This window comes from Methylobacterium sp. NEAU K (assembly GCF_030700285.1).
Lineage (GTDB): Bacteria > Pseudomonadota > Alphaproteobacteria > Rhizobiales > Beijerinckiaceae > Methylobacterium.
On the sequence record NZ_JAUYZJ010000002.1, the window covers coordinates 268,674 to 293,584 of the forward strand.

Genomic DNA, 24,911 nt, shown 5'->3' on the forward strand with positions numbered 1-24,911 from the left:
CTTCATGCGCCGGGCGCTGGCGGGCTGCCTCGCGCTATCGGTCTCGGCGCCGCCGGTCGGCGTCTTCCTGACCCTGCGCCGGATGAGCCTGATGAGCGACGCGATGAGCCACGCGATCCTGCCCGGGGCCGCGGCCGGCTTCCTCGTGGCAGGGCTGTCGCTGCCGGCCATGACCCTCGGTGGCCTCGTCGCGGGGCTCGCGGTGGCGCTGCTCGCGGGCGCGGCCACCCGGGCCACGGTGGTGCGCGAGGATGCCAATCTTGCGGCCTTCTACCTGATCTCGCTCGCCGCCGGCGTGCTGTTGGTCTCCCTGCGCGGCTCGCAGATCGACCTGATGCATTTCCTGTTCGGCTCGGTGCTCGCGCTGGACGATTCCGCCCTTGTCCTGCTCGGCGGCATCAGCACGCTGACGCTGGTGGCGCTCGCCGCGATCTACCGGCCGCTGGTGATGGAATGCGTCGATCCGCTGTTCCTGCGCACGGTGAGCCGCAGCGGCGGCCCGGTGCATCTCGCCTTCCTGGCGCTGGTGGTCGTCAATCTCGTGGGCGGCTTCCAGGCTCTCGGAACCCTACTGGCGGTGGGCCTGATGCTGCTGCCGGCGGTGGCGGCCCGGTTCTGGGCGCGCGACCTCGGCGGCCTGATCCCGGTCTCGATGCTGATCGCGGTGATCGCGAGCGTCTCCGGTCTCAGCCTGTCCTACCATCTGGACCTGCCGAGCGGCCCGGCAATCGTGCTGGCGGCCGGTGCGCTCTACCTCGCTTCGATGCTCGCCGGCCCGCGCGGAGGGCTGCTCCGCCGCCTGGTGCGGGCGCGCCATCTCGAAGCCTGATCAGGGCTGGTCCTTCAGGGCAGCGAGCCCCTCGCGGTAGGTCGGATAGGCGAGCGCGACGCCGAGTTCGTCCCGGATCAGCCGGTTCCGCACGCGCTTGTTCTCACCGTAGAAGCTGCGTGCCATCGGCGACAGGTCGGCGGTCTCGAAGTCGATCTCCGGCGGCAGCGGCAGGCCGGTGAGTGCAGCGGCGTGCTCGGTGACGGTCTGGGGCGCCGTCGGCTCGTCGTCGGTGACGTTATAGACCGCCCCGGCCCGCGGCCGGTCGAGGGAGGCGAGCAGCGTCGTGGCGATGTCGTCGACGTGGATGCGGTTGAAGACCTGACCCGCCTTGACGATGCGCTGCGACCTGCCCTCGCGCAGCTTCACGATCGGGTTGCGCCCGGGGCCGTAGATGCCCGAGAGGCGGAACACCTGCACGGCCTTGCCGGTGCGGGCGCCGAGGGCCAACCACGCGGTCTCGGCGTCGACACGGATCTTGGATCGGGGACTGCGCGCCGCGGGCGGAGTGGTCTCGTCGATCCAGGCGCCGCCCTGGTCGCCGTAGACGCCGATGGTCGAGAGATAGCCGATCCAGCCTATCCGGCTCGATGCGATGGCATCAGCATAGCGGCCGAGCACCGGGTCGCCGTCTTCGGAGGGTGGCGCCGAGACGAGGAGCGCGTCCGTGTCGGCGAGGTCGGAGGGGATGCGGGGATCGTCCGCCTCCGGGCCGAAGGCGCGCATCGCGAAGCCGGTTTCGCCGGCGAGGCGCGCGGCGTTGCGCGGCTCGGTGACGGTGGCCCGGACCGTACCGAACCGGTCGCGCGCACGTTCGGCGAAGCGGCGGCCGGTGAAGCCGAGCCCGAAGATAAAGAGGTTCATGCCGGGGATCTCGCGTCGGCGCGAAGTTCCGTCAAGCCGGTCGCGGCCTTCCACTCGTCGCGTACGTGCGGATCGGTTTCGTCGGGTGCGTACTCCCGGTGCAAGGCCCGGACGGCATCCCGCTCCAGCAGCCGGCCGCAGGCCCAGACCGCCATCCCGCGCACCAGAGGCGAGCCGTCGTCGAGGCGCGCGACGACCGTGCTGGCGAGCCCGGGATCGCCGGAATTGCCGATCGCGATCATCACGTTTCGCAGGAACCGGTCCCGGCCGGTGCGCTTCACCGGCGTGCCGGCGAACAGCTTGCGGAAAGCCGCGTCGTCGAGGCCGGCGAGGTCGGCCAGCGCGGGTGCCGCCAGATCGGCCCTGGCCGCCAGACGCGCATCCGCCGCCGTGCGAGCGAACTTGTTCCAGGGGCAGACCGCGAGGCAGTCGTCGCAGCCGAAGACGCGGTTGCCGATCGCGGGCCTGAACGACTCGTCGATCGGGCCGGCATGCTCGATCGTGAGATACGAGATGCAGCGCCTCGCATCGAGCCGGTAGGGGCTGGGAAAGGCGTCGGTCGGGCAGATGTCCAGGCAGGCGCGGCAGGATCCGCAATGGTCGCGGCCGGGGGCGTCGGGCTCTAGTTCGGCGCTGGTGTAGATCGCTCCCAGCAGAAGCCAGTTGCCGTGCTCGCGGGAGATCAGCACCGTGTGCTTGCCCTGCCAACCGAGCCCGGCCGCCTCGGCCAGGGTTTTCTCCATCACGGGCGCGGTATCGCAAAACACCTTCACCCGTACGTCGCCCTTGGCCGACAGGTAGCCGCCGAGTTCCTTCAGGCGGCCCTTCAAAACTTCGTGATAGTCCCGCCGCCGGGCATACGCGGCGATCGTCCCCCGGTCGGTTTGGGCAACCAATGCGAGCGGGTCGTCGTCCGGTCGGTAGCTCATCGCCAGGACCAGGATGCTGCGCAGTCCCGGCCACAAGCCGACCGGGCTCGCCCGCTGGTCGGCGCGCTCCGCCATCCAGTCCATGGTGCCTTGGGCACCGTCGGCGAGCCACGTGGACAGCCGGTGCGGTAGATCGGGCAGGCGGTCCGGCCGGGTGACCCGCAGCCCGCAGAAGCCGAGATCCCGCGCTCTTGCCTCCACGAGGCGGCGCAGATCCGCGCCTATGTGGGTCCGTCGACGGCTCAGAAATCCAGATCCGCGTAATGGCCGGCCGGCGGCATGCCGGGCACCCGGTCAGCGAGAAGGCCCCGGAACGAGGGGCGAGACTTCACCCGAGCATACCAGTTGCGGGCCATCTCGTCCTCGTCCCACGGCACGTCGCCGAGATAATCGGCGCAGGAGAGATGGGCGGCAGCCGCGAGATCGGCATAGGTCAGGTTGTCGCCCGCGAGCCAGCGACGGCGCGCGATCAGGTAGCCGATGTACTTGAGGTGGTAGCGCACGTTGGTGCGCGCGGCGCGGATGGCGTTCATGTCGGGCGGCCCCCCACCCTCCTGCGCCGACATGAAGCGCTTCGAGATCTTCTCGTTGACGAGGTATCCGGTGACCTCGGAATCGAACTTCATCAGGAACCAGTCGAGCAGGCGCCGGACCTCGACGCGCTCCACCGTGTCGTCCGGCATCATGCGCCGACCGGAGAGGCCCAGCCCTCTCGTCTCGTCGAGATACTCGGCGATGACGCTGGCGCCGGGCACCACGAGGCCGGTCTGCTCCAGCAGAACGGGCGTCGACCCGGCCGGGTTGATCAGCAGGAAGTCGTCGCGGCGCTCCCAAGGGCGCTCCTCGAACAGCGTCGGTTCCAGGCCCATCTCGGCGAGCACGAGACGGATGAACCGGGAATTCGCGCAGAATGGAAAGTGGTAGAGGGTCGCCATTGAGGCCGTGAGGGCGGTTCGGTCTGACCGCGCGGCAGGTCCCGCGCGCATCTTCGGCCCTGGCGCCAAGATTTCGGCTGCCAGGACTTCGGACCAAGCGTTATTGCCCGATCGTTGCTGAGCCCTTAACACGCGCGGCCCGCCCCGGTAACCGCCCGTCAACCCTGATGCGCGAAGCCGTCGGGCAAGTTTTTCAACTGGTTCGCGGTGTGCCCGTCCCGGGCCGACGCGCGCCCGCGGCGCGAGGCTCGACAATGGATCCGGCAAGCATCGGCAAGGCGATCCTGCTCGCCCTGGTGGAGGGGGCGACCGAATTCATCCCGGTCTCGTCCACCGGCCACCAACTCCTGGTCGGCCACTTCATCGGCTTCCACTCGCCCAACAACACATTCGAGGTGCTGATCCAGCTCGGGGCGATCCTGGCGATCCTGACGGTCTATTTCCACCGCTTGGTCGGCATCGCCCGGGCCTTGCCGACCAACCCGCAGGCGCGCCGTTTCGTGATCGGCATCCTAGTGGCCTTCCTGCCGGCGGCGATCATCGGGGGCCTCTTCTCGAAAATGATCAAGGCCTATCTGTTCAATCCCTGGATCGTCTGCGCGACCCTGGTCGCCGGCGGCTTGGTGCTGCTCGTCATCGACGACACCGACCTCGAGGTGAAGAAGACCGACGTCTACGATTACACCCTGCCGATGGACCTGAAGATCGGCATCTTCCAGTGCCTCGCCATGATCCCCGGAGTGTCCCGCTCGGGCGCAACCATCGTGGGTGCGATGCTGATGGGCGCCGACAAGCGCTCGGCCACCGAGTTCTCGTTCTACCTGGCGATGCCGACCATGGCGGGTGCCTTCGCCAAGGACCTGCTCGACAACTACAAGAACCTGTCGAGCGACGATGTCGGCTTGATCGTGATCGGCTTCATCGTGTCCTTCATCGCGGCGCTGTTCGTGGTGCGAGTGCTGCTCGACTACGTCTCCCGGCACGGGTTCCGGCTGTTCGCATGGTGGCGGATCATCGTCGGTGCCCTGGGCTTCGCGGGGCTGATCATCCTGGGTTGAAGTTGCTCGACCATCGGGCGATTGCCTCCGACCGAGCGGCGTGCGAGGCAATCGCGTGAAAGCGGTGCATAAGATGCCGCGGCCAGGGATCTTCTGATGGACGACACACCGCTCGCAGACCTCTTCGAGCCCGCCGACCGGGCGCGCTGGCTCGGCCTCGTCGAGGGCGTGCTGAAGGGCGCCGATTTCGAGAAGCGGCTGGTCTCCCGGACGAGCGACGGCCTGCGGATCGAGCCGCTCTATGGTGCGGCCGAGCCCGCCGCGCAGCCGGTGCGCCAGCCGGGCCCCTGGCGGATCGCCCAGCGGGTCGACCATCCGGACGGCGCGGCCGCCAATGCCCAGGCGCTCACCGACCTCGAAGGCGGCGCGGACGCGCTCGTCCTGGCCTTTGCCGGCGCACCCGGTGCCCGCGGCTACGGCCTGACCGCGACGCGCGTCGAGGACCTCGACGCCGTGCTGAAGGGCGTCATGCTGCCGCTGATCGCTCTGCGCCTCGATGCCGGCGCGAAGGGCCTGGAGGCCGCCGCCTTGGTGAAGGCCCTTGCGGCGCGCCGGGGTGAAGACCTCTCGGCCTACGATCTCGACCTCGCCATCGACCCGGTCGGCTCGCTCGCCGCGACCGGCAGTCTCGGCGCGGTCTGGAGCGATGTCGCCCCGCGCCTGGCCGCCACCGTGTCGGACCTTGAGGCAGCGGGCTTCCGCGGCCGGGCTTTCATGGCCGACGGGCGGCCCTATCACGAGGCCGGTGCCGGCGAGGCGGCCGAGCTCGCCGCCGTGCTCGCCACCGCGGTGACCTACTTGCGCGCGCTGGAGGCGGCCGGCCACGACCTCGCCACCGCCCGCGAACGGATCGGGGTGCTGCTGGCGGCCGATGCCGACGAGTTCGTCACGGTGTCGAAGTTCCGCGCCATGCGGCGGCTCTGGGCCCGGATCGAGCAGGCCTGCGGTCTCGATCCGAAGCCCCTGCGCCTCCACGCCGAAACCGCGTGGCGGATGATGGCCCGGCGCGATCCCTTCGTGAACATCCTGCGCACCGGCATGGCTGCGGCCGCCGCCGGGATGGGCGGCGCCGACGCGGTGGCGGTCCTGCCCTACACCCAGGCGCTGGGTCTGCCCGACGCCTTCGCCCGGCGGGTGGGGCGCAACAGCCAGATCGTGCTGATCGAGGAGTCGCACCTCGCCCGGGTCAGCGACCCGGCAGCCGGTGCGGGCGGGTTCGAGACGCTGACCGCCCAGCTCGCCGAGGCCGCCTGGGAGGCGTTCCAGACCATCGAGGCCGAGGGCGGCATCGTCGCCTCGCTCAGCCTGGGCAAGCTGCAGCGGCGCATCGAACTCACCCGCGAGGCCCGGGCGAAGGCCGTCGCGACCCGCCGCGAGCCGCTCACCGGCGCGAGCGAGTTTCCGAACCTCGCCGAAAAGCCAGTGACCGTTCTCGACGTGGCGCCGGCCCCCGCCGGGCCCACCTCGAATTTCGGCTCGGGCGGCTCGGCCGTCGCCTGCGACGCGCTGCCGTCACACCGCCTCGCGGAGCCCTACGAGGCGTTGCGCGACGCGTCCGACGCCTACCTCGCCAAGACCGGCCGTCGGCCAGCGGTGTTCCTGGCCAATCTCGGACCCGTGGCGGCGTTCAACGCGCGGTCGACTTTCGCGGCCAACGCCTTCGCGGCGGGCGGCATCGAGACGCTGTCGAACGAGGGCTTCACCGACGCGGAAGCGCTCGCGGCGGCGTTCGCGGCTTCCGGTGCCGCGCTGGCCTGCATCTGCTCGACGGACGCCATCTACGCGGAGCACGCGGTCGCCGCTGCGGAGGCTCTGGTCCGGGCCGGGGCCGGCACGATCTACCTCGCGGGCAGGCCGGCGGACCTCGTCGAGCCGCTGAAAGCTGCAGGCGTTCATGCCTTCCTGCATGTCGGCTGCGACTTGGTGGCGCTTCTGAATGGCGCCCTCCGCTCAGCGATGCACACCCCGGCACCCCAGCCGGCGCGCTGACCCGCCGCCGGTCTTCACAAGATTCGGATCGACCCATGACACGGAGACGTTTGACGCGCCTGGCCGCCACCGCTTTGATCGTCGCCTGCGCGACTTCTGCCGGGGCGGTCCAGCGCAGGGCTCAGCAACCGGATCGGTTCGATGGTACGTGGAGCGTCGAGGTCCTCACCGAATCGGGCACCTGCGACCGGGCCTACCGCTACCCCGTGAAGATCGAGCACGGGCGCGCCCGCTTCATCGGGACCGCCTTCGTCGTGCAAGGCAGCGTCGCCGGGAACGGCGCGATCCGGGGCTCGATCTCGAACGGATCCGCCACCGCCGACGTGACCGGCCGCCTCGGCCCGGAAGGCTTTGGCAAAGGCACCTGGAGCGCGTCCGGCGCCCTCGAATGTCGCGGACGCTGGAATGCCGAGCGCCGTGGCTGAACGCGCGCCAGAAACGGTCCGGATCTTGCCCCGAATGAGGCGCTGACACCGCATGCTCAGCCCCGTTCCCGACGCAATCATGAGGGAATGCTGAACGCGGTTCGGACACCCGACGAGGCCGCCCGCATGAAGACACCGATCCTCGCCACCCTCACCGTCCTGGCCCTCGTCTCGACGGCACAGGCGCGTTCTCACCGGCATCAAGCTGCTCCGGCCGTGAACCCGGCAGAGGCCGAGAAGGTCCTGGCCCCGCTCCGGCATGCGGCCACCGAATGCTTCGCCGAGACTGTGCTGGCGAATCCGAAGGCGACGGCCGAAGCCCGCGCCGGCCATTGGTACGAAGCCGTCGGCATCACCGGCTTCCTCTGCCGCCCGGAAGTCGCCGCGATGATCCAGGGGCATGATCGGCTCTACGGTGCCAGGACCGGGGAGCGCTACTTCAAGGGCGCCTACGCCGAGCACCTCGGCCAGCAGCTCGCCGAGCGGCTCCAGCCGATGCTTATCCGCAAGGCGGTAGCCAGCGCAGAGCCGCCGCCTGAGAAGGCCACGGCCGAGGACGACGCCCCGGCCAACTGATCGCTCACCGCCGAGGCGCCGACCCGTTCGGCGCCGGCGAGCGCGTCAGATCAGGGCCGCAGATCCACTCCTGATGGCAGCGCCATCGGGAACGGCCATCCGCGGGAACCGCGCGCGCGCTTCAGCTTCTCGACCGAGGAGACGGCGATGCCCTACGAGCTTCACTACTGGCCGATGATCCAGGGGCGCGGCGAGTTCATCCGCCTCGCCCTGGAGGAGTCCGGCGCCGATTTCATCGACGTGGCGCGACGGGACGACGAGGCCGGCGGCATCGAGCCGATGCTCGTGCGCCTGTCAGATCCCGGGAACCCGCGGCCGCCCTTCGCGCCGCCGTTCCTGCGGGACGGCGACGTCGTTATCGGCCAGACCGCCGCTATCCTGATCTATCTCGGGCCCCGCCTCGGCCTCGTCGGGGAAGCCGAGCGGGACAGGATCTGGACGCATCAGCTCCAGCTCACCATCGCGGACGCGGTAGACGAGGCGCACGACACGCACCATCCGGTGGGCGTCGATCTCTGGTACGCGGACCAGAGGCCTGAGGCGCAGCGCCGGGCGAAGGGTTTTCGCGAGTCCCGCATGCCGAAATTCCTCGGCTATTTCGAGCGCGTGCTGGCGGCCAACGGTGGCGAACGACTGGTCGGTCCGAGTCTGTCCTACGCGGATCTGTCCCTATTTCAGCTCGTCGACGGCCTGCGCTACGCGTTTCCGAAGGCCTCTGCGGCGGCCCTGCGCGACGCCCCCCACGTCGCACGGCTGCACGCTGCCGTGGCGCGGCGTCCGCGGATCGCCGCTTATCTGGCGAGCGAGCGGCGCATCCCGTTCAACGAGGATGGGATCTTCCGGCACTATCCCGAACTCGACGCCTGACGCGGCCTCTCACCGGATCGGCCGGCCGATCAGGAGGGCCGCCAAGCACAGCGCGACGAGCCCCAGCACCAGCGACAGCAGCCGCCAGAACAGCAGCGGGTCCCGCTCCAGCAGCGACGCCCGGCGCGCGTCCGTGAAGGCCGGGTTGGGATGCCGGAGATCGTGGACGAATTCGGAGAGCGCCCGGTACCGCCGGGCGGGATCGGGATGCACGGCCTTCCGGAGCGCCCCGTCGACCCAGACCGGGAGCAGCGGTCGCGCGCTGCGGGCCGAGACGTAGCGGAGCTTCCGCTGGGCCGCGCGCGTGCGCGCCCGCGGCACCTGCCCGCCATAGGGCAGCCGGCCGGTCAGCATCTGGTAGGCCATCACGCCCACCGCGAACACGTCGGAGCCGGGCGTCGACGGCTCGCCGAGAAAACACTCCGGCGCGGTGTACTGCACCGTCCCGAGGATCTCGGCCGCGTCGATACGCGGATCGCCCTCGACCACACCGGCCACCTTGGTGGCGCCGAAATCGATAACCTGGACGGTTCCGGAGGCGTCGATCAGGACGTTCTCCGGCCGCAGGTCCTGGTGAACCATCTCGCGACGGTGGAAGGCCTGCACGCCCTTCGCCATTTGCTCGATGATACCGCGCACCGCCTCCAGCTCGGGTACCGCATGGTCGCGCATCCACTGGGTCAGCGTCTGTCCCTCGACGTAGCGCATGACCGTATAGAGGTGGCTGCGTCGGCGGGTCTGCGGATGGGCCTTGAGCACGTGCGGGCTGTCGATGCGCCGCGCGATCCACTCCTCCATGACGAAGCGCTTCCGCTGGGCGGGATCGTCGCGCAGGTCGAGGGACAGGACTTTGAGGGCGACGCGCGCACCCGTCTCGCTATCGGCGGCCAGATAGACCCGGCTGCGGGGGCCGGAATGGAGCGTGCGCAGGAGATGGTAGCCGTCGAAATCGGCCGGCGGGTCGAGCAGGGGCGCCGGGTCGAGCCCATCGATGCCGCCGAGGAGGTCCGCTGGCTCACCCTCCGGCACGGAGTCGATCTGCACGATCTGGATGGTCAGGTTGTCCGGGCTTCCGGCCGCATGGGCGGCCTCGACGATCGTCCGCGCGGCGGCGCCGAGATCGTCCCCTGCCGCCACGATCATCGACACCATATCGCGCGGGCGGAGGTGCTCGTGAATCCCGTCCGTAGTGAGCACCAAGACGTCGCCGGCCTCGATGCCGAGCGTATGGTAGTCGATCTCAACCCGGGCGTTCGCACCGAGGGCGCGGCCGAGATAGGATTCCGCGGCCGAGACGACGACGCGGTGGTCCTCGGTGAGCTGTTCCAGCGACCGGCCGGCGACGCGCCACACCCGCGCATCGCCGACGTGGAAGATGTGCGCGGTGCGCGACTTCAGGACCAGCACGCTGAAGGTGGTGACGTAGCCCTTGTCGGCGTCGTGCGGATCGAGGCCGCGCCGGGTCTGGGCGTAGAGCCAGGAATTCGTCGCCGCGATCACGCGCTGGCCGGAGGTCTTTACCGACCACGTGTCGGGGGTGGCGTAGTAGTCGCTGAGGAAACTCTTGACCGCGGTTTCGCTCGCCGCCGCGCCGACGGCGCTGCTGCTGATGCCGTCCGCGAGCGCCACCGCGATGCCCTTCAGGCCGAGCGCCGGCTGCGGCGGCACGAGGACGCCGTGGAAATCCTGGTTGGCGTCCTTCCTGCCGGCGGCGCTGTACTGCCCGATCGAGACCGTCAGGTCGCGGGCCTTCGCGGCAGAGCCGCTCACGCCGCCACTGCCGGCGCGTCGCCTCGGCCGCGATAGGAGAGCGCCTCCGCCAGGTGCAGCCGGCGCACCTGCGCCTCGCCGTCGAGGTCGGCGAGGGTGCGGGCGACGCGGAGCGTCCGGTGGAAGCCGCGGGCCGAGAGCCGCATGCTTTCGGCCGCCTGCCGGATCAGCGCGGTCCCCTCGGCATCGGGGCTCGCGACGTCCTCGATCAGGTTCGCCGGACAGGTGGCGTTGGTGGTGGAGACCGGCAGCCCCCGCGCGGCGTAGCGCGTACCCTGGAGGGTGCGGGCGGCGGCGACGCGGGCGGCGGCCTCGCGCGTGCCCTCGGCGGGCGGCGGCAGGATCAGGTCGGCAGCCGTGACCGCCGGGACCTCGATGCGCAGGTCGATCCGGTCGAGCAGCGGGCCGGAAATCCGCGCTTGGTACTGCGCCATGCACCGCTCGTTCGGGCCGCGCCGGCAGGCATAGCCCGGTTCCAGCCCCTGGCCGCAGCGGCACGGATTCATGGCCGCCACCAGCTGGAATCGGGCCGGATAGGTCACCCGGTGGTTCGCCCGGGCGATCATCACCTCGCCGGTCTCCATCGGCTGGCGCAGGCTGTCGAGGACCTGCGGGGTGAACTCAGGCAGTTCATCGAGGAACAGCACACCGCCATGGGCCAGCGACACCTCACCCGGCCGGGCGCCGTGGCCGCCGCCGACAAGGGCCGCCATCGAGGCGGAATGGTGCGGCTGCCGGAACGGCCGGCGGTTCGAGAGCGCGCCGTCCTTCAGCGCGCCCGCCACCGACTGGATCATGGAGATGTCGAGCAGTTCCCGAGGGCTCAGCGGCGGCAGGATCGAGGGCAGCCGGGCGGCGAGCATCGATTTGCCCGATCCGGGGGGCCCGTTCATCAGCAGGTTGTGACCGCCGGCCGCAGCGATCTCCAGGGCGCGCTTGGCACCCTCCTGGCCCTTGATGTCGGCGAGATCTGGCAGTGGGCCCGCGAGGCCGGCCACCGAGGGCTCCGGCCGGGCCATGACTTGGCTGCCCTTGAAGTGGTTGGCGAGCTGGATCAGCGAGCGCGGGGCGAGCACGTCGAGGTCGCCGCCTGCCCAGGCCGCCTCCGGGCCCGTGGCCGCCGGGCAGATCAACCCGAGGCCGCGCGATCCCGCCGCGATGGCGGCGGGCAGCACGCCGTTGACCGCCGTGATGCTGCCGTCGAGGGCGAGTTCGCCAAGCACGCAATAGCCGGCGAGCGCGTCGGCCGGGATCGCACCGATCGCCGCCATCACGCCGAGCGCGATCGGGAGATCGTAGTGCGAGCCCTCCTTCGGCAGGTCGGCCGGGGCGAGGTTGACGGTGATGCGCTTGGCCGGCAGCGCCAGACCCGAGGCGATCAGCGCGCCGCGCACGCGCTCGCGCGATTCGGCCACCGCCTTGTCGGGCAGCCCGACCACGGTGAATGTCACCGAACCCGGGATGATCTGGACCTGCACGTCGACGGCGCGCGCCTCGATCCCCTCGAAGGCCACGGTGGCGACGCGGGTGACCATAGGGCAAGGTTCCTCGGCCCCTCGGCCGGCACGGTGCGGCGGGGAACCTTAGCTGTGCTGGAGAATCGAAGCGGTCTCAAGGGGATCCCCGCCGCGATGGAACATGCTCGCCGCGTTCCTGTTCACAGGCGAAGCGACCTTGAGAAATGGAGACCGCCATGCGCCTCGCCAGAACCCTCCTCGCCCTCGCTGTCGTCGCCGGATTCGGCGTCGTCGCCCGTGCCGACGAGAAGCTGCCGCCCGATCAACAGGCCAAGGTCGAGGCCATGCTCCGCCAGGAGGGCTTCACCAAGTGGAAGGAGATCGAGCTGGACGACGGGATGATCGAGGTCGACGATGCAGTGGACGCCAGTGGCAAGCAGTTCGACCTGAAGCTCGATCCGAAGACCCTGGCCGTGGTGAAGCGCAAGGCGGAGTAGGCTGCCGCTTGCGTTCGGCAAGCACCCCGGCCATATAGCCGGCGGGGGGTTGGCGAGGGACGTTTCACTCGCCAACCGGGTCAGGTCCGGAAGGAAGCAGCCCTAACGAGACCGAGCGGGTCTTCGTCCAGCCTCCCACCTCATTCCCTGGCGCGCGGCAGCCCGATCCCGACACGGCATGGACGCTTCGACCGGCACGCCTGACGACGAGCCGGGCCTGCCCGGGTTCACGAGCCCCGCCAGCGCGGCGACGCCCTACCGGGTGCTCGCGCGAAAATACCGCCCGACCAATTTCGGCGACCTGATCGGCCAGGACGCCATGGTGCGGACCCTGGCTAACGGATTCGCGGCCAACCGCATCCCCCAGGCCTGGATGCTCACGGGCGTGCGCGGGGTCGGTAAGACCACCACCGCCCGTATCCTCGCCCGCGGCCTCAACTACGCCCGCGCCGGCGTCCCCGATACCGGGCCGACCGTGACCATGCCGGAACTCGGCCTGCATTGCGCGGCGATCATGGAATCCCGGCACATGGACGTGCTGGAGATGGATGCTGCCTCGCATACCGGCATCGACGACGTGCGGGCGATCATCGACGGCATCCGCTACGGACCGGTCTCGGCGCGCTACAAGGTCTACATCGTCGACGAGGTCCACATGCTCTCCGAGAAGGCGTTCAACGCCTTCCTGAAGACCCTGGAGGAGCCGCCGCCCCACGCCAAGTTCGTGTTCGCCACCACGGAGATCCGCAAGGTCCCGGTCACGATCCTGTCGCGCTGCCAACGGTTCGACCTGCGCCGGGTCGAGGCGCCCGTTCTCCACGCCCATCTCGCCAAGGTCTGCGCGGCCGAGCGAGTCGAGGCCGAGGAGGAGGCGCTCGGCGCAATCGTGCGCGCCGCCGAGGGCTCCGTGCGCGACGCGCTCTCGCTCCTCGATCAGGCGATCGCCCACGGCGCCGGTGCCGTCACCACTCAGAGCGTGCGCGACATGCTGGGGCTGGCCGACCGCGCCCGGATCCTCGACCTGTTCGAGGCCGTGATGCGCGGCGCGGTGCCGGCGGCCTTCGCGGAATTGCGGGCGCAATACGATTCCGGAGCCGACCCGTCGGTGGTGCTCTCGGACCTCGCCGCCTTCACGCACCTCGTCACGCGGCTCAAGATGGTGCCGGAGACCGCCTCCGACCCGACGCTGAGCGAGACCGAGCGCGTCCGCGGCGGCCAGTTCGCGGAAAAGCTCTCGGTCCGCGCCCTGTCGCGCGCCTGGCAGATCCTCCTCAAGGCAATTCCCGAGGTGCAGGCCGCACCGCGCCCGCTCGCGGCGGCCGAGATGGCGATCGTACGCCTCGCCTACGCGGCCGACCTGCCGACCCCCGACGAGGCGCTGCGCCAGCTCAAGGCCGAGGCTAGGGCGGTGCCTGCCGACGAGCCGTCCACCTCCGGCCGCCCGCCGCTGCCGCCGATCCCCGACCTGCGTGGCGGTGGACAGGCGGCCCTCGCCACCGCACCGCGGCCGATACCTGTCATGGCCCCGGTGGCGGTGACGGCCCCCACGCCGCTGCCGACAGCGATGGCCGCCCCTGTCGAGCGGCCGGCCGCGCCACCCGCGCCGCGGCTCGTCCGCTACGAGGACCTCGTGGCGCTGGCGGATGCCAATCGCGACATCCTGCTGAAGACCGCGCTCGAACGCGACGTGCATCTCGTGCACTTCGAGGAAGGCCGGATCGAGCTGCGGCTCGCACCGGGCGGGCGATCGAGCCTCGCCACCGACATCGCCGCCGCGATCGAGCGCTGGACCGGCCGGCGTTGGGTCGTGGCCCTGTCGAAGGAGGCGGGCGCGCCGACCCTCGACGCCGCCGCCCGGGCCGCCACCGAAACCCGCCGCGAAAACGCGGCCGCCGACCCGTTCGTGCGCGAGGTGCTGGCGCGCTTCCCGGGGGCCGAGATCGTCGACGTGCGCGAGACCGCCCCCACGGCCGAGCAGGAGATCCATGGGGAAGGCGATGCCGTTCCCGCGGACGAGGCCGAGAACGACGACTTCTGAGGCGCGCCCGCTTCGCCGCCGCATGGCGCGCCGGCCGCGCCGTACCCAGATGACATCACCGACACGAGACGGAAAGAGAGCCGCATGCGCGACCTGATGGGCATCATGAAGCAGGCTCAGGCCATGCAGGAGAAGATGGGTTCCCTGCAGGCCGAGCTGGACCATATCGAGGTGACGGGTGCCTCCGGGGGCGGATCGGTGCGGGTCACTATGACCGCCAAGGGGCAGATGAAGGGGGTCAGCATCGACCCGTCCCTGATGGTCGCCGAAGAGCGCGAGATTCTCGAGGATCTGATCGTGGCCGCCTGCAACGATGCCCGCGGCAAGGCCGAGGCGACCATGCAGGAGCGTATGGCCGAGCTGACCAAGGGCTTGCCGCTGCCTCCGGGCATGAAGCTGCCGTTTTAGTCGGCCGTCCGATTCGGCGTCGGGTCGAAAATCTCGGACGCGCGGTGGTCGCCTTTGCGAGCGGAGCGATCCAGCGGCGCCGCTCTCGGGACTTGCCGCGTCCCTGGATCGCCTCGCCGCGCTCGCGACGACATATGGGTCGGACAGATCGGATGCTCGAAGCGGGCACGATAGGAGGCCGCTGGATGGATCGGGCGGCCGATGAGACCGCCCGATGTCCCGATCAGGCCGCGATCGCCTGTGAGCTCGGCCCGGCGGCGCGCACGTCGGCATCGACGTGGGTCTCGAAGCGCTTGAAGTTGTCGTCGAACATCTTCACCAGCCGCGCGGCCGTCTCGACGAAGGCGCCCTTGTTGCCCCAGGTCTTGACCGGGGTGAGGATGTGCGGCTCGACGCCCGGCACCGAGACCGGCACCGCGAAGCCGAAATATGGGTCGCGGCGGAACTCGGCCTGGGCGAGCGAGCCGTCGAGCGCGGCGGTCAGCAGCCGCCGGGTGACGCGGATCGGCATGCGCCGGCCGGTGCCGACGCCGCCGCCGGTCCAGCCGGTGTTGACCAGCCAGCAATCGACGCTGTGCTTGGCGATCAGGTCGCGCAGCAGGTTGCCGTAGGCGCTCGGGTGCCGGGGCATGAACGGCGCGCCGAAGCAGGTCGAGAAGGTCGCCTCCGGGCCAGTCAGGCCGCGCTCGGTGCCGGCCACCTTGGCGGTGTAGCCGGACAGGAAGTGGTACATCGCCTCGGCGCCGGTCAACTTGGCGATCGGCGGCATCACCCCGAAGGCGTCGCAGGTGAGCATCACGATGTTCTTGGGATGCCCGGCCCGGCCGGTGGCGCTCGCATTGGCGATGAAGTCGAGCGGGTAGGCGCAACGGGTGTTCTCGGTGAGCGAGCCGTCGTCGAAATCCGGCACGCGGGTCGCCGGATCGATCACCACGTTCTCCATCACGGTGCCGAAGCGCTCGGTGGTGGCGTAGATCTCGGGCTCGGCGTTGCGCGAGAGCCGGATGGTCTTGGCGTAGCAACCGCCCTCGAAGTTGAAGATGCCCTCGTTGGACCAGCCGTGCTCGTCGTCGCCCAGCAGCTGACGCGAGGAATCGTTCGACAGGGTGGTCTTGCCGGTGCCCGACAGGCCGAAGAAGATCGCCGAGCCGCCCTCGGCGTCGAGCGCCGCGTTGGCCGAGCAATGCATCGGCATCACGCCCTTACCGGGCAGCATGTAGTTGAGATAGGTGAAGACCGACTTCTTCATCTCGCCCGCGTAGGCGGAGCCGCCGATCAGCACGAGCTTCTTGGCGAAGTCGATGGCGATCACGGTCTTGGACCGGCAGCCGTGCCGGGCGGGATCGGCCTGGAAGCTCGGCAGGTCGATGATGGTCATGTCCGGCACGTAGGACGCGATCTCGGAGCGGTCCGGCCGGATCAGCAGGTTGCGGATGAACAGCGAGTGCCAGGCGAACTCGGTGAACACCCGGGCCTTCACCCGGTGGGCCGGATCGGCGCCGCCGTAGAGGTCCTGGGCGAACAGTTCCTTGCCCTCGGCATGCTTCAGGAAGTCCTGGCGCAGCGTCTCGAATTGCTCAGGCGTGATCGCGCCGTTGTTCTCCCACCAGACCTCGTTCTCGGTGGCGGCATCGCGCACCACGAACTTGTCCTTCGGCGAACGGCCGGTGTGGCTGCCGGTTGTCGCCACGAAGGCGCCGCCGCGGGCAAGCTGGCCTTCCTTACGGCTGAGCGCCTCCTCGTAGAGGCGCGGAGCCTCGAAATTCCAATGCACGGCCTTGAGATCGCGGAAGCCGGTGGCCTCCGCGCCGTGGGCCACGTTGTGATCACCGATGTTGGTCAAGAGCGTATCTCCCGGGGCCCCTGTTCGTGCCGAAAACGCGACATGACCGGACGGCAGCTGCGTCCGGGATTGCCCGGGGACGTCCGTGCGGTCGTACAGGTCCGCCGCACGCAGGATCTCCGCTCCCCGGTCGCTCGCCGCCGACATGCTGAGTAGGCGGCGAAACGTTGCCGTCATAAGGGGCTTTGCCGGAGGCCCGCAACGTGGACGATCCTGTTTCACCCAAGTCGTGGCCGCAGGAACGCCGCCCTGTAACCAGTTACAGAGTGGCATTCTGAATAACGGCAGGGGAAACCGTGTCCAGAATTCCCATATGTAGGGTGAGCGGCCATGCGGCTTTGCGCCTCGTCTGCCGGCCGCTATGCCCTGCAGAACGTCCCGATCACCCTTCGACCAAGAGGCATGATGCCCCAAGCCGTCGCCGGCCCCGAGATCGAGCGCCTGATACAGCTCCTGGCCCGGATGCCCGGGCTCGGCCCGCGCTCGGCGCGACGGGCGGCGCTCCAGCTGATCAAGAAGCGGGACACGCTTCTCGGGCCGCTGGCCGACGCGATGCGAATCGCGGCCGAGCGCATCGTGGTGTGCTCGAGCTGCGGCAACGTCGATACGTCGGAGCCGTGCACGATCTGCCGCGACCCGGAGCGCGACCCCTCGACCCTGGTGGTTGTGGAGGACGTGTCGGACCTGTGGGCCCTCGAGCGCTCGGGGGCTGTCAAGGCCCGCTACCACGTGCTGGGCGGCGTCCTCTCGGCACTGGACGGCGTGCGGCCGGAGCACCTCAACCTTGCGAGCCTGGTCGAGCGTGCGGCACTGCCCGAGGTGAAGGAGATCATCCTGGCTCTCAACGCCACCGTGGACGGCCAGACCACGGCTCACTACGTCACCGAGTCGATCCGCCACCTCGACCGCAAGGTGACGCGCCTCGCCCACGGCGTCCCGGTCGGCGGCGAGCTCGACTATCTCGACGAAGGCACGCTCTCCGCGGCGATCCGAAGCCGCACTGCGTTCTGAACCGTCGGGACCGGTATTTGACCGGTCTTCACCCGCATCCTATTCGACGCCGAGCCCGGACGTGCACCGGCGCTCTCCTTGCCGGTTTCCGCCATGACCATCCGCCCGCTCGTCATCCTCCCCGACCCCGTGCTGCGCCGGATCTCCGATCCGGTCGGTCCGATCACGTCCGAGATCCGCACGCTCGTCGCCGACATGTTCGAGACGATGTACGATGCGCCCGGCGTCGGCCTCGCGGCGATCCAGGTCGGCGTCGCCAAGCGCATCGTCACCATCGACACGTCGAAGGAGGAGAACGTGCGCGAGCCGCGCGTCTTCATCGATCCCGAGGTCGTCTGGTCCTCGGAGGAGAGGCGGGTCTACGACGAGGGCTGCCTGTCGATCCCCGAATATTACGCCGAGGTCGAGCGGCCGGACCGGGTCCGGGTGAAGTTCCGCGATCTCGACGGCAAGGAGCTGGAGATCGAGGCGGACGGCCTGCTGGCGACCTGCATCCAGCACGAGATCGATCACCTCAACGGCGTGCTGTTCATCGATCACCTGTCGAAGCTGAAGCGGGACCGGGTGATCAAGAAGTTCACCAAGGCAGCCAAGCGCGACGCGGCCTGAATCCCGATGCGCGTCGTCTTCATGGGCACCCCGGATTTCGCGGTGCCGACGCTGGCGCGGCTCGCACAGGACGGGCACGACATCGTCGCCGTCTACACTCGCGCGCCCGCCCGGGCCGGCCGCGGCATGAGTCTGCGACCCTCCCCGGTCCACACCCTCGCCGAGACCCTCGGGGTGCCGGTGCTGACGCCCGGGACCTTGCGCACGCCCGAGGCCGTCGAGACCTTCGCCGGGCATCGTGCCGACGTCGCCGTCGTGGTTGCCTACGGGATGCTGCTCCCACAGGTCATCCTCGACGCGCCCAAATACGGCTGCCTCAACCTGCACGGCTCATTGCTGCCGCGCTGGCGCGGTGCGGCGCCGATCCAGCGGGCCGTGATGGCGGGCGATGCCGAGAGTGGCGTCGGCGTCATGCGCATGGAAGCCGGGCTCGATACCGGCCCGGTGGCTCTTGAGGCGCGGGTCCCGATCGGCCCGGGCATGAATGCGGGCGAGCTGCACGACGCGCTCATGCCGATCGGCGCCAACCTGATGTCCGAGGCGCTCGAGCGCCTCGAACGCGGGGCGCTTGCCTTAACGCCGCAAGCAGCCGAGGGCGTCGTCTATGCGCACAAGATCGGCAACGACGAGGCGCGGATCGACTGGGCGCGTCCAGCCGCGCGGGTCGCCGATCAGATCAACGGACTGTCGCCCTTTCCGGGGGCGTTCTTCGAGATCGATCTCGGAAAGGGCGCGGAGCGGGTGAAGGTCCTCCGGGCCGCGATCGGCGACGGGACTGGCGCGCCGGGGACCCTCCTGGACGCGGACGGCACGGTCGCCTGCGAGGACGGCGCCGTGCGGCTGACGGAGCTGCGCCGGGCTGGCAAGGGCGGGAGCGCCAGCGGTGCCGAATTCGTCCGCGGCGCCCGCATCGCGCCCGGCGCCCGTCTCGGCTGATGCCCCGCTACAAGCTCGTCATCGAATACGACGGAGGACCGTTCTGCGGCTGGCAGCGCCAAGCCGACGATCCCACGGTCCAGGGGGCGATCGAGGCAGCGGTGACACGCTTCTCCGGGGAGGCGGCTCGGCTCACCTGCGCCGGGCGGACCGATGCGGGCGTGCACGCGACCCATCAGGTCGCCCATCTCGACCTCGCCAAGGCGTGGCGGACCGACACGGTGCGCGACGCGCTCAACGCCCATCTGCGGCCGCAGCCGGTGGCGATCCTGGACGCCACCCTCGTCGGGCCCGAATTCGACGCGCGCCATTCGGCGATCCGCCGGCACTACCGCTACCGCATCCTCAACCGCCGCAGCCCCGCAGCGCTCACCCGCGCCCATGTCTGGCACGTGCCCTGGCCGCTCGACCCGGATTTGATGCACGTCGCCGCCCAGCGGCTCGTCGGGCTGCACGACTTCTCGGCCTTCCGGGCCGCCGAGTGCCAAGCGAACAGCCCCGTGCGGACGCTGGAGCGCCTCGACGTCATCCGGATGCCGATGGGACTGCACGAGGAGATCGTCGTGACGACGTGCGCACGCTCGTTCCTGCACCATCAGGTGCGCGCGATGGTCGGGACGCTGATGCTCGCGGGCTGCAGGCGGCTGTCGGCGGACGATGTCGGCGACATCCTGGCCTCGGGCGAGAAGCGCCGCTGTGGCCCGCTGGCGCCGGCGGGTGGGCTGACGTTCGTGGGTGTGGATTACGGTTGAGCCACGGGCCGGCGCGACGGCTTCGCGGTCAGCCCGAAAAATACGCCTCCAATACCCGGCCGTAGATCGCCGTCAGCCGATCGAGATCATCCGCCGCCACGCACTCGTCGACCTGATGCATCGTCTCGCCGACGAGGCCGAACTCAATCACCGGGCAGGCATCCTTGATGAAGCGGGCATCCGAGGTCCCGCCCGTGGTCGACAGGGCTGGCGTCAGGCCGGTCTCGGCCCGGATCGCCGCGGAGACGAGGTCAACGAAGGCATCTGGCTGCGTGAGGAAGGCCGGGGCGTTCGACGGCTGCAAGTCGAGGGTAAAGCGGACGGCGCTGCCGGCCGCCTGTTCCAGCCGCGTCCGGAGTTCGGCGCCGAGGCTGGCGGCCGTCCAGTCATCGTTGAACCGGACATTGAACGTCGCCCGCGCGGTCGCCGGGATCACGTTCGTGGCGGGATTGCCCACGTCGATCGTCGTAAATTCAAGGTTCGAGGCGTCGAAATGCGCCGTGCCGCGGTCGAGCGGCTCCGCGACCAGCGCCGAGGCGAGCCGCAGCAAACCTGGGATCGGGTTCTCGGCCTTATGCGGATAGGCGACATGACCCTGGCGGCCGAGCACCGTGAGCTTGCCGGTGAGCGAGCCGCGCCGGCCGATCTTGATCATCTCGCCGAGCCGTCCGGGGTTGGTCGGCTCGCCGAGCAGGCAATGGTCGAAGCGCTCGCCCCGGGCCCGGGCCCATGCGAGCAGCTTGACCGTGCCGCTGACCGCCGGCCCCTCCTCGTCGCCGGTGATCAGGAAGGCGATGGAGCCGGGAAAGTCGGTGCCCCGGCGCGCGAGGAACGCAAGGGTCGCGGCCAGCATGCAGGCGATGCCGCCCTTCATGTCGGCGGCGCCGCGCCCGTAGAGCATCCCGTCCGCCACCGCCCCGTCAAACGGGCCGTGCCGCCAGGAAGCTTCGCCCTCCGGCACCACGTCGGTGTGGCCGGCGAAGACGAGGCAGGGGCCGCGCCGGCCGATCCGGGCGTAGAGGTTCGGCGTGTCGGGATAGCCGGGCTCCGAGAAGACCGGCCGTTCGACCGCGAAGCCCGCGGGCCGGAGAGCGTCGGCCACGACGTCGAGCGCGCCGCGATCCTCCGGGGTGACCGACGGGCAGCGGATCAGGGCCTGCGCCAGATGCAGCGGGGCCTGCTGGTTGTAAGTGTCGGCCGACATCGTGCGCTCCCTGGGCGGCGGGAGGCGCCGCGCGGCCCGCTTAAACCAAAGCGGGCCGCTTGCGGGAGCCCTTACTTGGTCACCACCACCTGTACGTCGCCGTGGCGACGCTGCACCGAGACGGTGACGTCGTCGTCGTAGCGCTGGAACCGGATGTCCAGGCGCGAGGCACCGAGCTTGACGTTGTACAGCGTCACGCCGTCGAGGAAGCCCGGCAGGACCGGGTTCTTGAGCCGGACACGATTCCGGTCGTGGTCGAGTTCCAGCCCCAGGCAGGCGGCCAGGAACGCGAAGGGGGCGGCCGCCGCCCAGGCCTGCGGGCTGCAGGCGACCGGATAGGCCACCGGCCCACGCTGGCGCCGGCGCATGAAGCCGCAGAACAGCTCCGGCAGGCGCTTCTGGTCCTGGTAGAGCGAGGTGTCGAACATCCCCTGGAAGATCCGCGCGGCCTCGTGCTTGCGGTCATAGCGGGCCAGCCCCATCGCGATCATCGCATTGTCGTGGGGCCAGATCGAGCCGTTGTGGTACGACATCGGGTTGTAGCGCGCCTCGCCCTTGGCGATGGTGCGGACGCCCCAGCCGTTGAAACCGTCCTTGCACAGCAGCGTTTCGGCCACCCGGTTGGCCCGCTCGGGCTTGGCGATGCCGGTGAACAAGGCGTGGCCGGCATTCGAGGAGCGCACGGCGCACTGCTTCTTCGCCCCGTCGAGGGCCAGAGCGTAAGTGCCGATCTCCTCGTTCCAGAAGGCCGCGTCGAATTTCTCGCGCAGGCTGGCCGCTTCCTGCGAGAGCCGCTCGGCCATCGGATCGTGTCCGAGTAGGGCAGCGAGCTTGGCCATGCCGTTCTTGGCGGCGAAGACGTAGCCCTGCACCTCGCACAGAGCGATCGGGCCCTTCGCCAGCTGACCGTCGACGTGGAAGATCGAATCGTGGCTGTCCTTCCAGCCCTGGTTCTCCAGGCCCTTGTCGGTGTCGCGGGCGTATTCCACGAAACCGTCGCCGTCGCGATCGCCGTACCGGTCCATCCACGCGAGGGCGAGTTCAAGGGACGGCCAGATCGCCCGAACGGTCTCCAGGTCGCCGGTGACGGCGTAATATTCCGAGGCCAGCATCACGAAGAGCGGCGTGCCGTCGATGGTCCCGTAATAGTTGCGGAACGGCACCTCGCCGAGCATCGCCATCTCGCCGCGGCGGGTCTCGTGCAGAACCTTGCCGGGCTGGGCATCGGCGGCCGGATCGACGGCCTGGGCCTGGGTCGAGGCGAGGTAGCGCAGCACGCCGCGGGCGAATTTCGGGTCGATCCACAGCGCCATCATCGCGGTGATGATGCCGTCGCGGCCGAACACCGTGGAGTACCAGGGGATGCCGGCGAACGGGTAGATCCCGTCCGGAGTGCGGGTCGCCAGCATGTAGAGGTCGGCCGTGGCCCGGCACAGGCCCTCGTTGAACTGGTCATTCGACGAGATGATCGTGGTGATGCCCGCCGTCAGCGTGCGCAGGTCACGCCGCGAATCGCGGTAGGCACGGGCGAAGATCGTCCCCTCGGCGAGATCCTTCGGCTCCCGCCGCGCGCCGCCGGCATTGGCCGCCAGCGTCAGCTTGGCCGCGGCGTCCTCGCCGACCATCTCGTCGGAGGGCGGCTTGGTGAAGGCGCGGTGCGCCTCGAAGGTCACGCGGATGAACAGAGAGGCGCGCCCCCCGGGCGGCAGCGACACGTCGAAGGCCACGCGCCCGGGCTCGATCAGGTCGGGCTTCGGCCCGAAGTGCAGCGCCGTCGTACGGACGATCTCGTCGAGACCGACGTAGCGGAACTGGACCTCCCGATCGCTCGCCACCAGGACGCCGCGCCTGCCGCGCTCCTTGCGGTCGGTCCCGCGCACCTCGAACAGGTCGCGGTAATCCGCGTCGAAGGTGACGGCGATGCGAACGCGGCGGTGCTTGGAATCGAAGGAGCGCAGGCCGATCCGGTCGTAGCAGCCGCCGCGGAACAGGAACTTGGTGCGCTCGATCGCGATGGTCTCGCGCGGGATCGAGGTCTCGTCGTGGGCGTCAAGGCGGATGTCGGGCGTCGTCATGTCGACGCTCAGCGCCCCGTTGTCGTCCTGCATCACGGACGAGAGCATCAGCGGGCGCTGGCCCTCCACCGTCAGCTCCAGGCGCGAGAGATAGCGGGTGTCCTGGAAGTACAGGCCCTCCGGGCCGGGCTGGACGCCGATATCGCCGTAGGAATCCAGGACCCCGAAGGCCTCGCCGAACTTCAGCGCGCGCAGGGGGCGCTCGACCAGCGAGGTCTGCGCCTCGATGTGATAGGTCGGCAGCACTTCGTCCGCGTCCTGGAAGCCGTGCGCCACCGTCGCGGCGCTCGCCTGAGTTCTGGCGGTCGCATCGTGGGCCGCCGCCGTGTTGTCCACCGCCATGCAGGGCATCTCCGGGTGCGTGTGAGAGGTGCGAATCGAGAGGGCCGCCGCATCACCTGTGATGCGGCGGCCCTTGTGACCATTCCGATGAGGCGCCTTTACGACGCTAGGCCGGGTAGGGCCTGTCTCGCAAGCCCGATGCCGGGATTCTCACGCCGGCATGGCGGCGACCTGGATCGCGGGCCGTGCCGACCCGTTGACCTCACCGTAATGCGCCTTGAAGCCGGAGGTCGGCAGCTTGATCACATCGGCGCCCCGGGCGAGCAGCTGCTCGTAGGCAGCGACGTACTTCTTGACCATGCACTCGGCAGTGAACTGGCCCTCGAAGTGGCGGCGCACGCCGGCACGGCTCATGGCCTTGACCTTGGCGACTGCTCCCACCGCCTCGTCCATGTTCTCGCAGAGCACACCGCTCACGCCGTCCTTGATCACCTCCGGCACGGAACCGTTGCGGAAGGCGATCACCGGAGTACCAGCCGACATCGCCTCGATCATCACCAGGCCGAAGGGCTCCGGCCAATCGATCGGGAAGGCGAGCGCCAGGGCGTTGCCGAGGAAGTCCTTCTTCTGCTCCTCGTTGATCTCACCGATATACTCGACCAACGGGTGGTGGGTCATCGGCTCGATGACTTCGTCCCAGTAGTCCTGATCGGCCTTGTCGACCTTGGCGGCGATCTTGATCAGCGTGCCGGAGCGGATCGCCATCTCGATGGCGCGATCGGGACGCTTCTCCGGCGAGATCCGACCCAGGAACGCGAGGTAGCCGCCCTTCGCCTCGGGGAAGTACGGGCAGTTCTGCGAGGGCAGGCCGTGATGGATCGTGGAGAGCCAGTTCACGTTCGGGGGCATCGGCTCGCGCTGGTTGTCGGAGATCGACACGAGCGGCATCCCGGTGAAGGTGCGGTAGACCGGCATGAAGTCCGGCACGTCGAGGCGACCATGCATCGTGGTGAGGCACTTGTGGTTCAAGTCCTCGAACATCGGGTACTGCAGCAGGTCGATGTGGAAGTGCAGGATGTCGAACTCGTTCGCCCGACGATGCACCTGATGCAGCATCGCCAGGTGGCTCGCGGTGTGGTCGCGGTATCCGAGCAGGCGCAGCCCCTCGGGCGTGCAGGCCGCAAGCTTTGCGGATGTCTCCGAATCGCCGCTGGCGAACAATGTGACATCGTGGCCCTGGCGGACCAGTTCTTCCGTGATCCAGCTGACGACGCGCTCGGTGCCGCCGTAGAACTTCGGAGGAACGGCCTCCGACAACGGAGCGATCTGGGCAATGCGCACGTAGTGTCTCCTGGTTGGCCGAATTTGACGGGGGGTCTAACCCTGCCGGCCTGAGCGGGACATGAATGAAACAGACGGCCAAGGTTATGGTTCCTGCGGCCGAGCCTTGTCGCCACCTGTTTTGTGCAGCGCGGGGTCTATCCCCGGATTCCCCGGATCGCGTCCTCGGAACGACCGGCCGCGAGCGCCGACGCGGCAGCTCCGGCCCGCTGCGGA

General features: G+C 69.6%; 22 protein-coding genes and 1 other RNA gene. 14 read left to right on the plus strand and 9 right to left on the minus strand.

Going from position 1 to position 24,911, the window contains the following annotated elements; all coding sequences use genetic code 11:
- Positions 1-4: 4 nt before the first annotated feature.
- Positions 5-829 carry a metal ABC transporter permease gene (locus Q8W67_RS02910; protein WP_305540606.1) on the plus strand — a complete coding sequence of 275 codons (825 nt, stop codon included), beginning with the start codon at positions 5-7 and terminating at the stop codon, positions 827-829.
- On the opposite strand, the gene Q8W67_RS02915 is transcribed toward Q8W67_RS02910, so the two are convergent.
- From Q8W67_RS02915 to Q8W67_RS02925, 3 genes are read right to left on the minus strand one after another with little or no spacing between them, the layout of a single operon-like run.
- A complete protein-coding gene (locus Q8W67_RS02915; protein ID WP_305540420.1) occupies positions 830-1,693 on the minus strand; it encodes an SDR family oxidoreductase in 864 nt (287 codons plus the stop codon). It abuts the gene before it with no gap.
- Positions 1,690-2,823 carry a tRNA epoxyqueuosine(34) reductase QueG gene (gene queG, locus Q8W67_RS02920; protein ID WP_305540423.1) on the minus strand — a complete coding sequence of 378 codons (1,134 nt, stop codon included), beginning with the start codon at positions 2,821-2,823 and terminating at the stop codon, positions 1,690-1,692. Before queG ends, Q8W67_RS02915 begins: the two co-directional genes overlap by 4 nt.
- A gap of 41 nt (positions 2,824-2,864) precedes the next feature.
- Positions 2,865-3,557 carry a glutathione S-transferase family protein gene (locus tag Q8W67_RS02925; RefSeq protein WP_305540426.1) on the minus strand — a complete coding sequence of 231 codons (693 nt, stop codon included), beginning with the start codon at positions 3,555-3,557 and terminating at the stop codon, positions 2,865-2,867.
- Positions 3,558-3,811: 254 nt separating this feature from the next.
- Here Q8W67_RS02925 and Q8W67_RS02930 point away from each other — a divergent pair, with 254 nt between their 5' ends.
- The 5 genes from Q8W67_RS02930 to Q8W67_RS02950 all read left to right on the plus strand — a co-directional run bounded on the left by Q8W67_RS02930 (position 3,812) and on the right by Q8W67_RS02950 (position 8,472).
- Complete coding sequence (locus tag Q8W67_RS02930) at positions 3,812-4,615, plus strand: undecaprenyl-diphosphate phosphatase (RefSeq protein ID WP_305540429.1); 804 nt, start codon at positions 3,812-3,814, stop codon at positions 4,613-4,615.
- A 96-nt stretch (positions 4,616-4,711) separates the two neighbouring features.
- Positions 4,712-6,604 (plus strand): methylmalonyl-CoA mutase family protein, encoded by a 1,893-nt coding sequence (locus Q8W67_RS02935; RefSeq protein ID WP_305540432.1) that lies wholly within the window; start codon positions 4,712-4,714, stop codon positions 6,602-6,604.
- Positions 6,605-6,639: 35 nt separating this feature from the next.
- The gene (locus tag Q8W67_RS02940) at positions 6,640-7,029 is read left to right on the plus strand and encodes a hypothetical protein (protein ID WP_305540435.1); all 390 of its coding nucleotides are present in this window, start codon (positions 6,640-6,642) and stop codon (positions 7,027-7,029) included.
- 126 nt (positions 7,030-7,155) lie between these two features.
- Positions 7,156-7,605: a hypothetical protein gene (locus tag Q8W67_RS02945; RefSeq protein WP_305540438.1), complete on the plus strand. Its 450-nt coding sequence runs from the start codon at positions 7,156-7,158 to the stop codon at positions 7,603-7,605.
- Positions 7,606-7,752: 147 nt separating this feature from the next.
- Complete coding sequence (locus Q8W67_RS02950; protein WP_305540441.1) at positions 7,753-8,472, plus strand: glutathione S-transferase; 720 nt, start codon at positions 7,753-7,755, stop codon at positions 8,470-8,472.
- A 9-nt stretch (positions 8,473-8,481) separates the two neighbouring features.
- On the opposite strand, the gene Q8W67_RS02955 is transcribed toward Q8W67_RS02950, so the two are convergent.
- On the minus strand, positions 8,482-10,242 hold the full coding sequence (locus Q8W67_RS02955; protein WP_305540445.1) for a bifunctional protein-serine/threonine kinase/phosphatase: 1,761 nt from the start codon (positions 10,240-10,242) through the stop codon (positions 8,482-8,484).
- Positions 10,239-11,777 carry a YifB family Mg chelatase-like AAA ATPase gene (locus tag Q8W67_RS02960; protein WP_305540448.1) on the minus strand — a complete coding sequence of 513 codons (1,539 nt, stop codon included), beginning with the start codon at positions 11,775-11,777 and terminating at the stop codon, positions 10,239-10,241. Before Q8W67_RS02960 ends, Q8W67_RS02955 begins: the two co-directional genes overlap by 4 nt.
- A 158-nt stretch (positions 11,778-11,935) precedes the next feature.
- Here Q8W67_RS02960 and Q8W67_RS02965 point away from each other — a divergent pair, with 158 nt between their 5' ends.
- The 4 genes from Q8W67_RS02965 (at position 11,936) to Q8W67_RS02980 (ending at position 14,642) form a co-directional block, all read left to right on the plus strand.
- Positions 11,936-12,196 carry a PepSY domain-containing protein gene (locus Q8W67_RS02965; protein ID WP_305540451.1) on the plus strand — a complete coding sequence of 87 codons (261 nt, stop codon included), beginning with the start codon at positions 11,936-11,938 and terminating at the stop codon, positions 12,194-12,196.
- Positions 12,197-12,238: 42 nt separating this feature from the next.
- An RNA gene (ffs, locus tag Q8W67_RS02970) (signal recognition particle sRNA small type) lies at positions 12,239-12,337 on the plus strand.
- Between the two features lie 37 nt (positions 12,338-12,374).
- Positions 12,375-14,234: a DNA polymerase III subunit gamma/tau gene (locus tag Q8W67_RS02975; protein ID WP_305540454.1), complete on the plus strand. Its 1,860-nt coding sequence runs from the start codon at positions 12,375-12,377 to the stop codon at positions 14,232-14,234.
- Positions 14,235-14,318: 84 nt separating this feature from the next.
- Positions 14,319-14,642, plus strand: a complete 324-nt coding sequence (locus Q8W67_RS02980) for a YbaB/EbfC family nucleoid-associated protein (RefSeq protein WP_305540457.1) — start codon at positions 14,319-14,321, stop codon at positions 14,640-14,642.
- A 223-nt stretch (positions 14,643-14,865) separates the two neighbouring features.
- On the opposite strand, the gene Q8W67_RS02985 is transcribed toward Q8W67_RS02980, so the two are convergent.
- Positions 14,866-16,485 (minus strand): phosphoenolpyruvate carboxykinase, encoded by a 1,620-nt coding sequence (locus Q8W67_RS02985; RefSeq protein ID WP_305540458.1) that lies wholly within the window; start codon positions 16,483-16,485, stop codon positions 14,866-14,868.
- Positions 16,486-16,890: 405 nt separating this feature from the next.
- Here Q8W67_RS02985 and recR point away from each other — a divergent pair, with 405 nt between their 5' ends.
- The 4 genes from recR to truA all read left to right on the plus strand — a co-directional run bounded on the left by recR (position 16,891) and on the right by truA (position 19,793).
- Positions 16,891-17,496, plus strand: a complete 606-nt coding sequence (recR, locus tag Q8W67_RS02990; protein WP_305540608.1) for a recombination mediator RecR — start codon at positions 16,891-16,893, stop codon at positions 17,494-17,496.
- A gap of 93 nt (positions 17,497-17,589) precedes the next feature.
- Positions 17,590-18,105: a peptide deformylase gene (gene def / locus Q8W67_RS02995; RefSeq protein WP_305540461.1), complete on the plus strand. Its 516-nt coding sequence runs from the start codon at positions 17,590-17,592 to the stop codon at positions 18,103-18,105.
- On the plus strand, positions 18,106-19,041 hold the full coding sequence (gene fmt / locus Q8W67_RS03000) for a methionyl-tRNA formyltransferase (RefSeq protein WP_305540610.1): 936 nt from the start codon (positions 18,106-18,108) through the stop codon (positions 19,039-19,041).
- Positions 19,041-19,793 (plus strand): tRNA pseudouridine(38-40) synthase TruA, encoded by a 753-nt coding sequence (gene truA / locus Q8W67_RS03005; protein ID WP_305540464.1) that lies wholly within the window; start codon positions 19,041-19,043, stop codon positions 19,791-19,793. Before fmt ends, truA begins: the two co-directional genes overlap by 1 nt.
- Positions 19,794-19,821: 28 nt before the next feature.
- On the opposite strand, the gene dapE is transcribed toward truA, so the two are convergent.
- The 3 genes from dapE to Q8W67_RS03020 all read right to left on the minus strand — a co-directional run bounded on the left by dapE (position 19,822) and on the right by Q8W67_RS03020 (position 24,695).
- Positions 19,822-20,997 (minus strand): succinyl-diaminopimelate desuccinylase, encoded by a 1,176-nt coding sequence (dapE, locus tag Q8W67_RS03010; protein WP_305540466.1) that lies wholly within the window; start codon positions 20,995-20,997, stop codon positions 19,822-19,824.
- 71 nt (positions 20,998-21,068) lie between these two features.
- Complete coding sequence (locus tag Q8W67_RS03015) at positions 21,069-23,414, minus strand: amylo-alpha-1,6-glucosidase (protein WP_305540469.1); 2,346 nt, start codon at positions 23,412-23,414, stop codon at positions 21,069-21,071.
- 150 nt (positions 23,415-23,564) lie between these two features.
- Positions 23,565-24,695: a glycosyltransferase family 4 protein gene (locus tag Q8W67_RS03020; protein ID WP_305540471.1), complete on the minus strand. Its 1,131-nt coding sequence runs from the start codon at positions 24,693-24,695 to the stop codon at positions 23,565-23,567.
- Between the last annotated feature and the right edge of the window lie 216 nt (positions 24,696-24,911).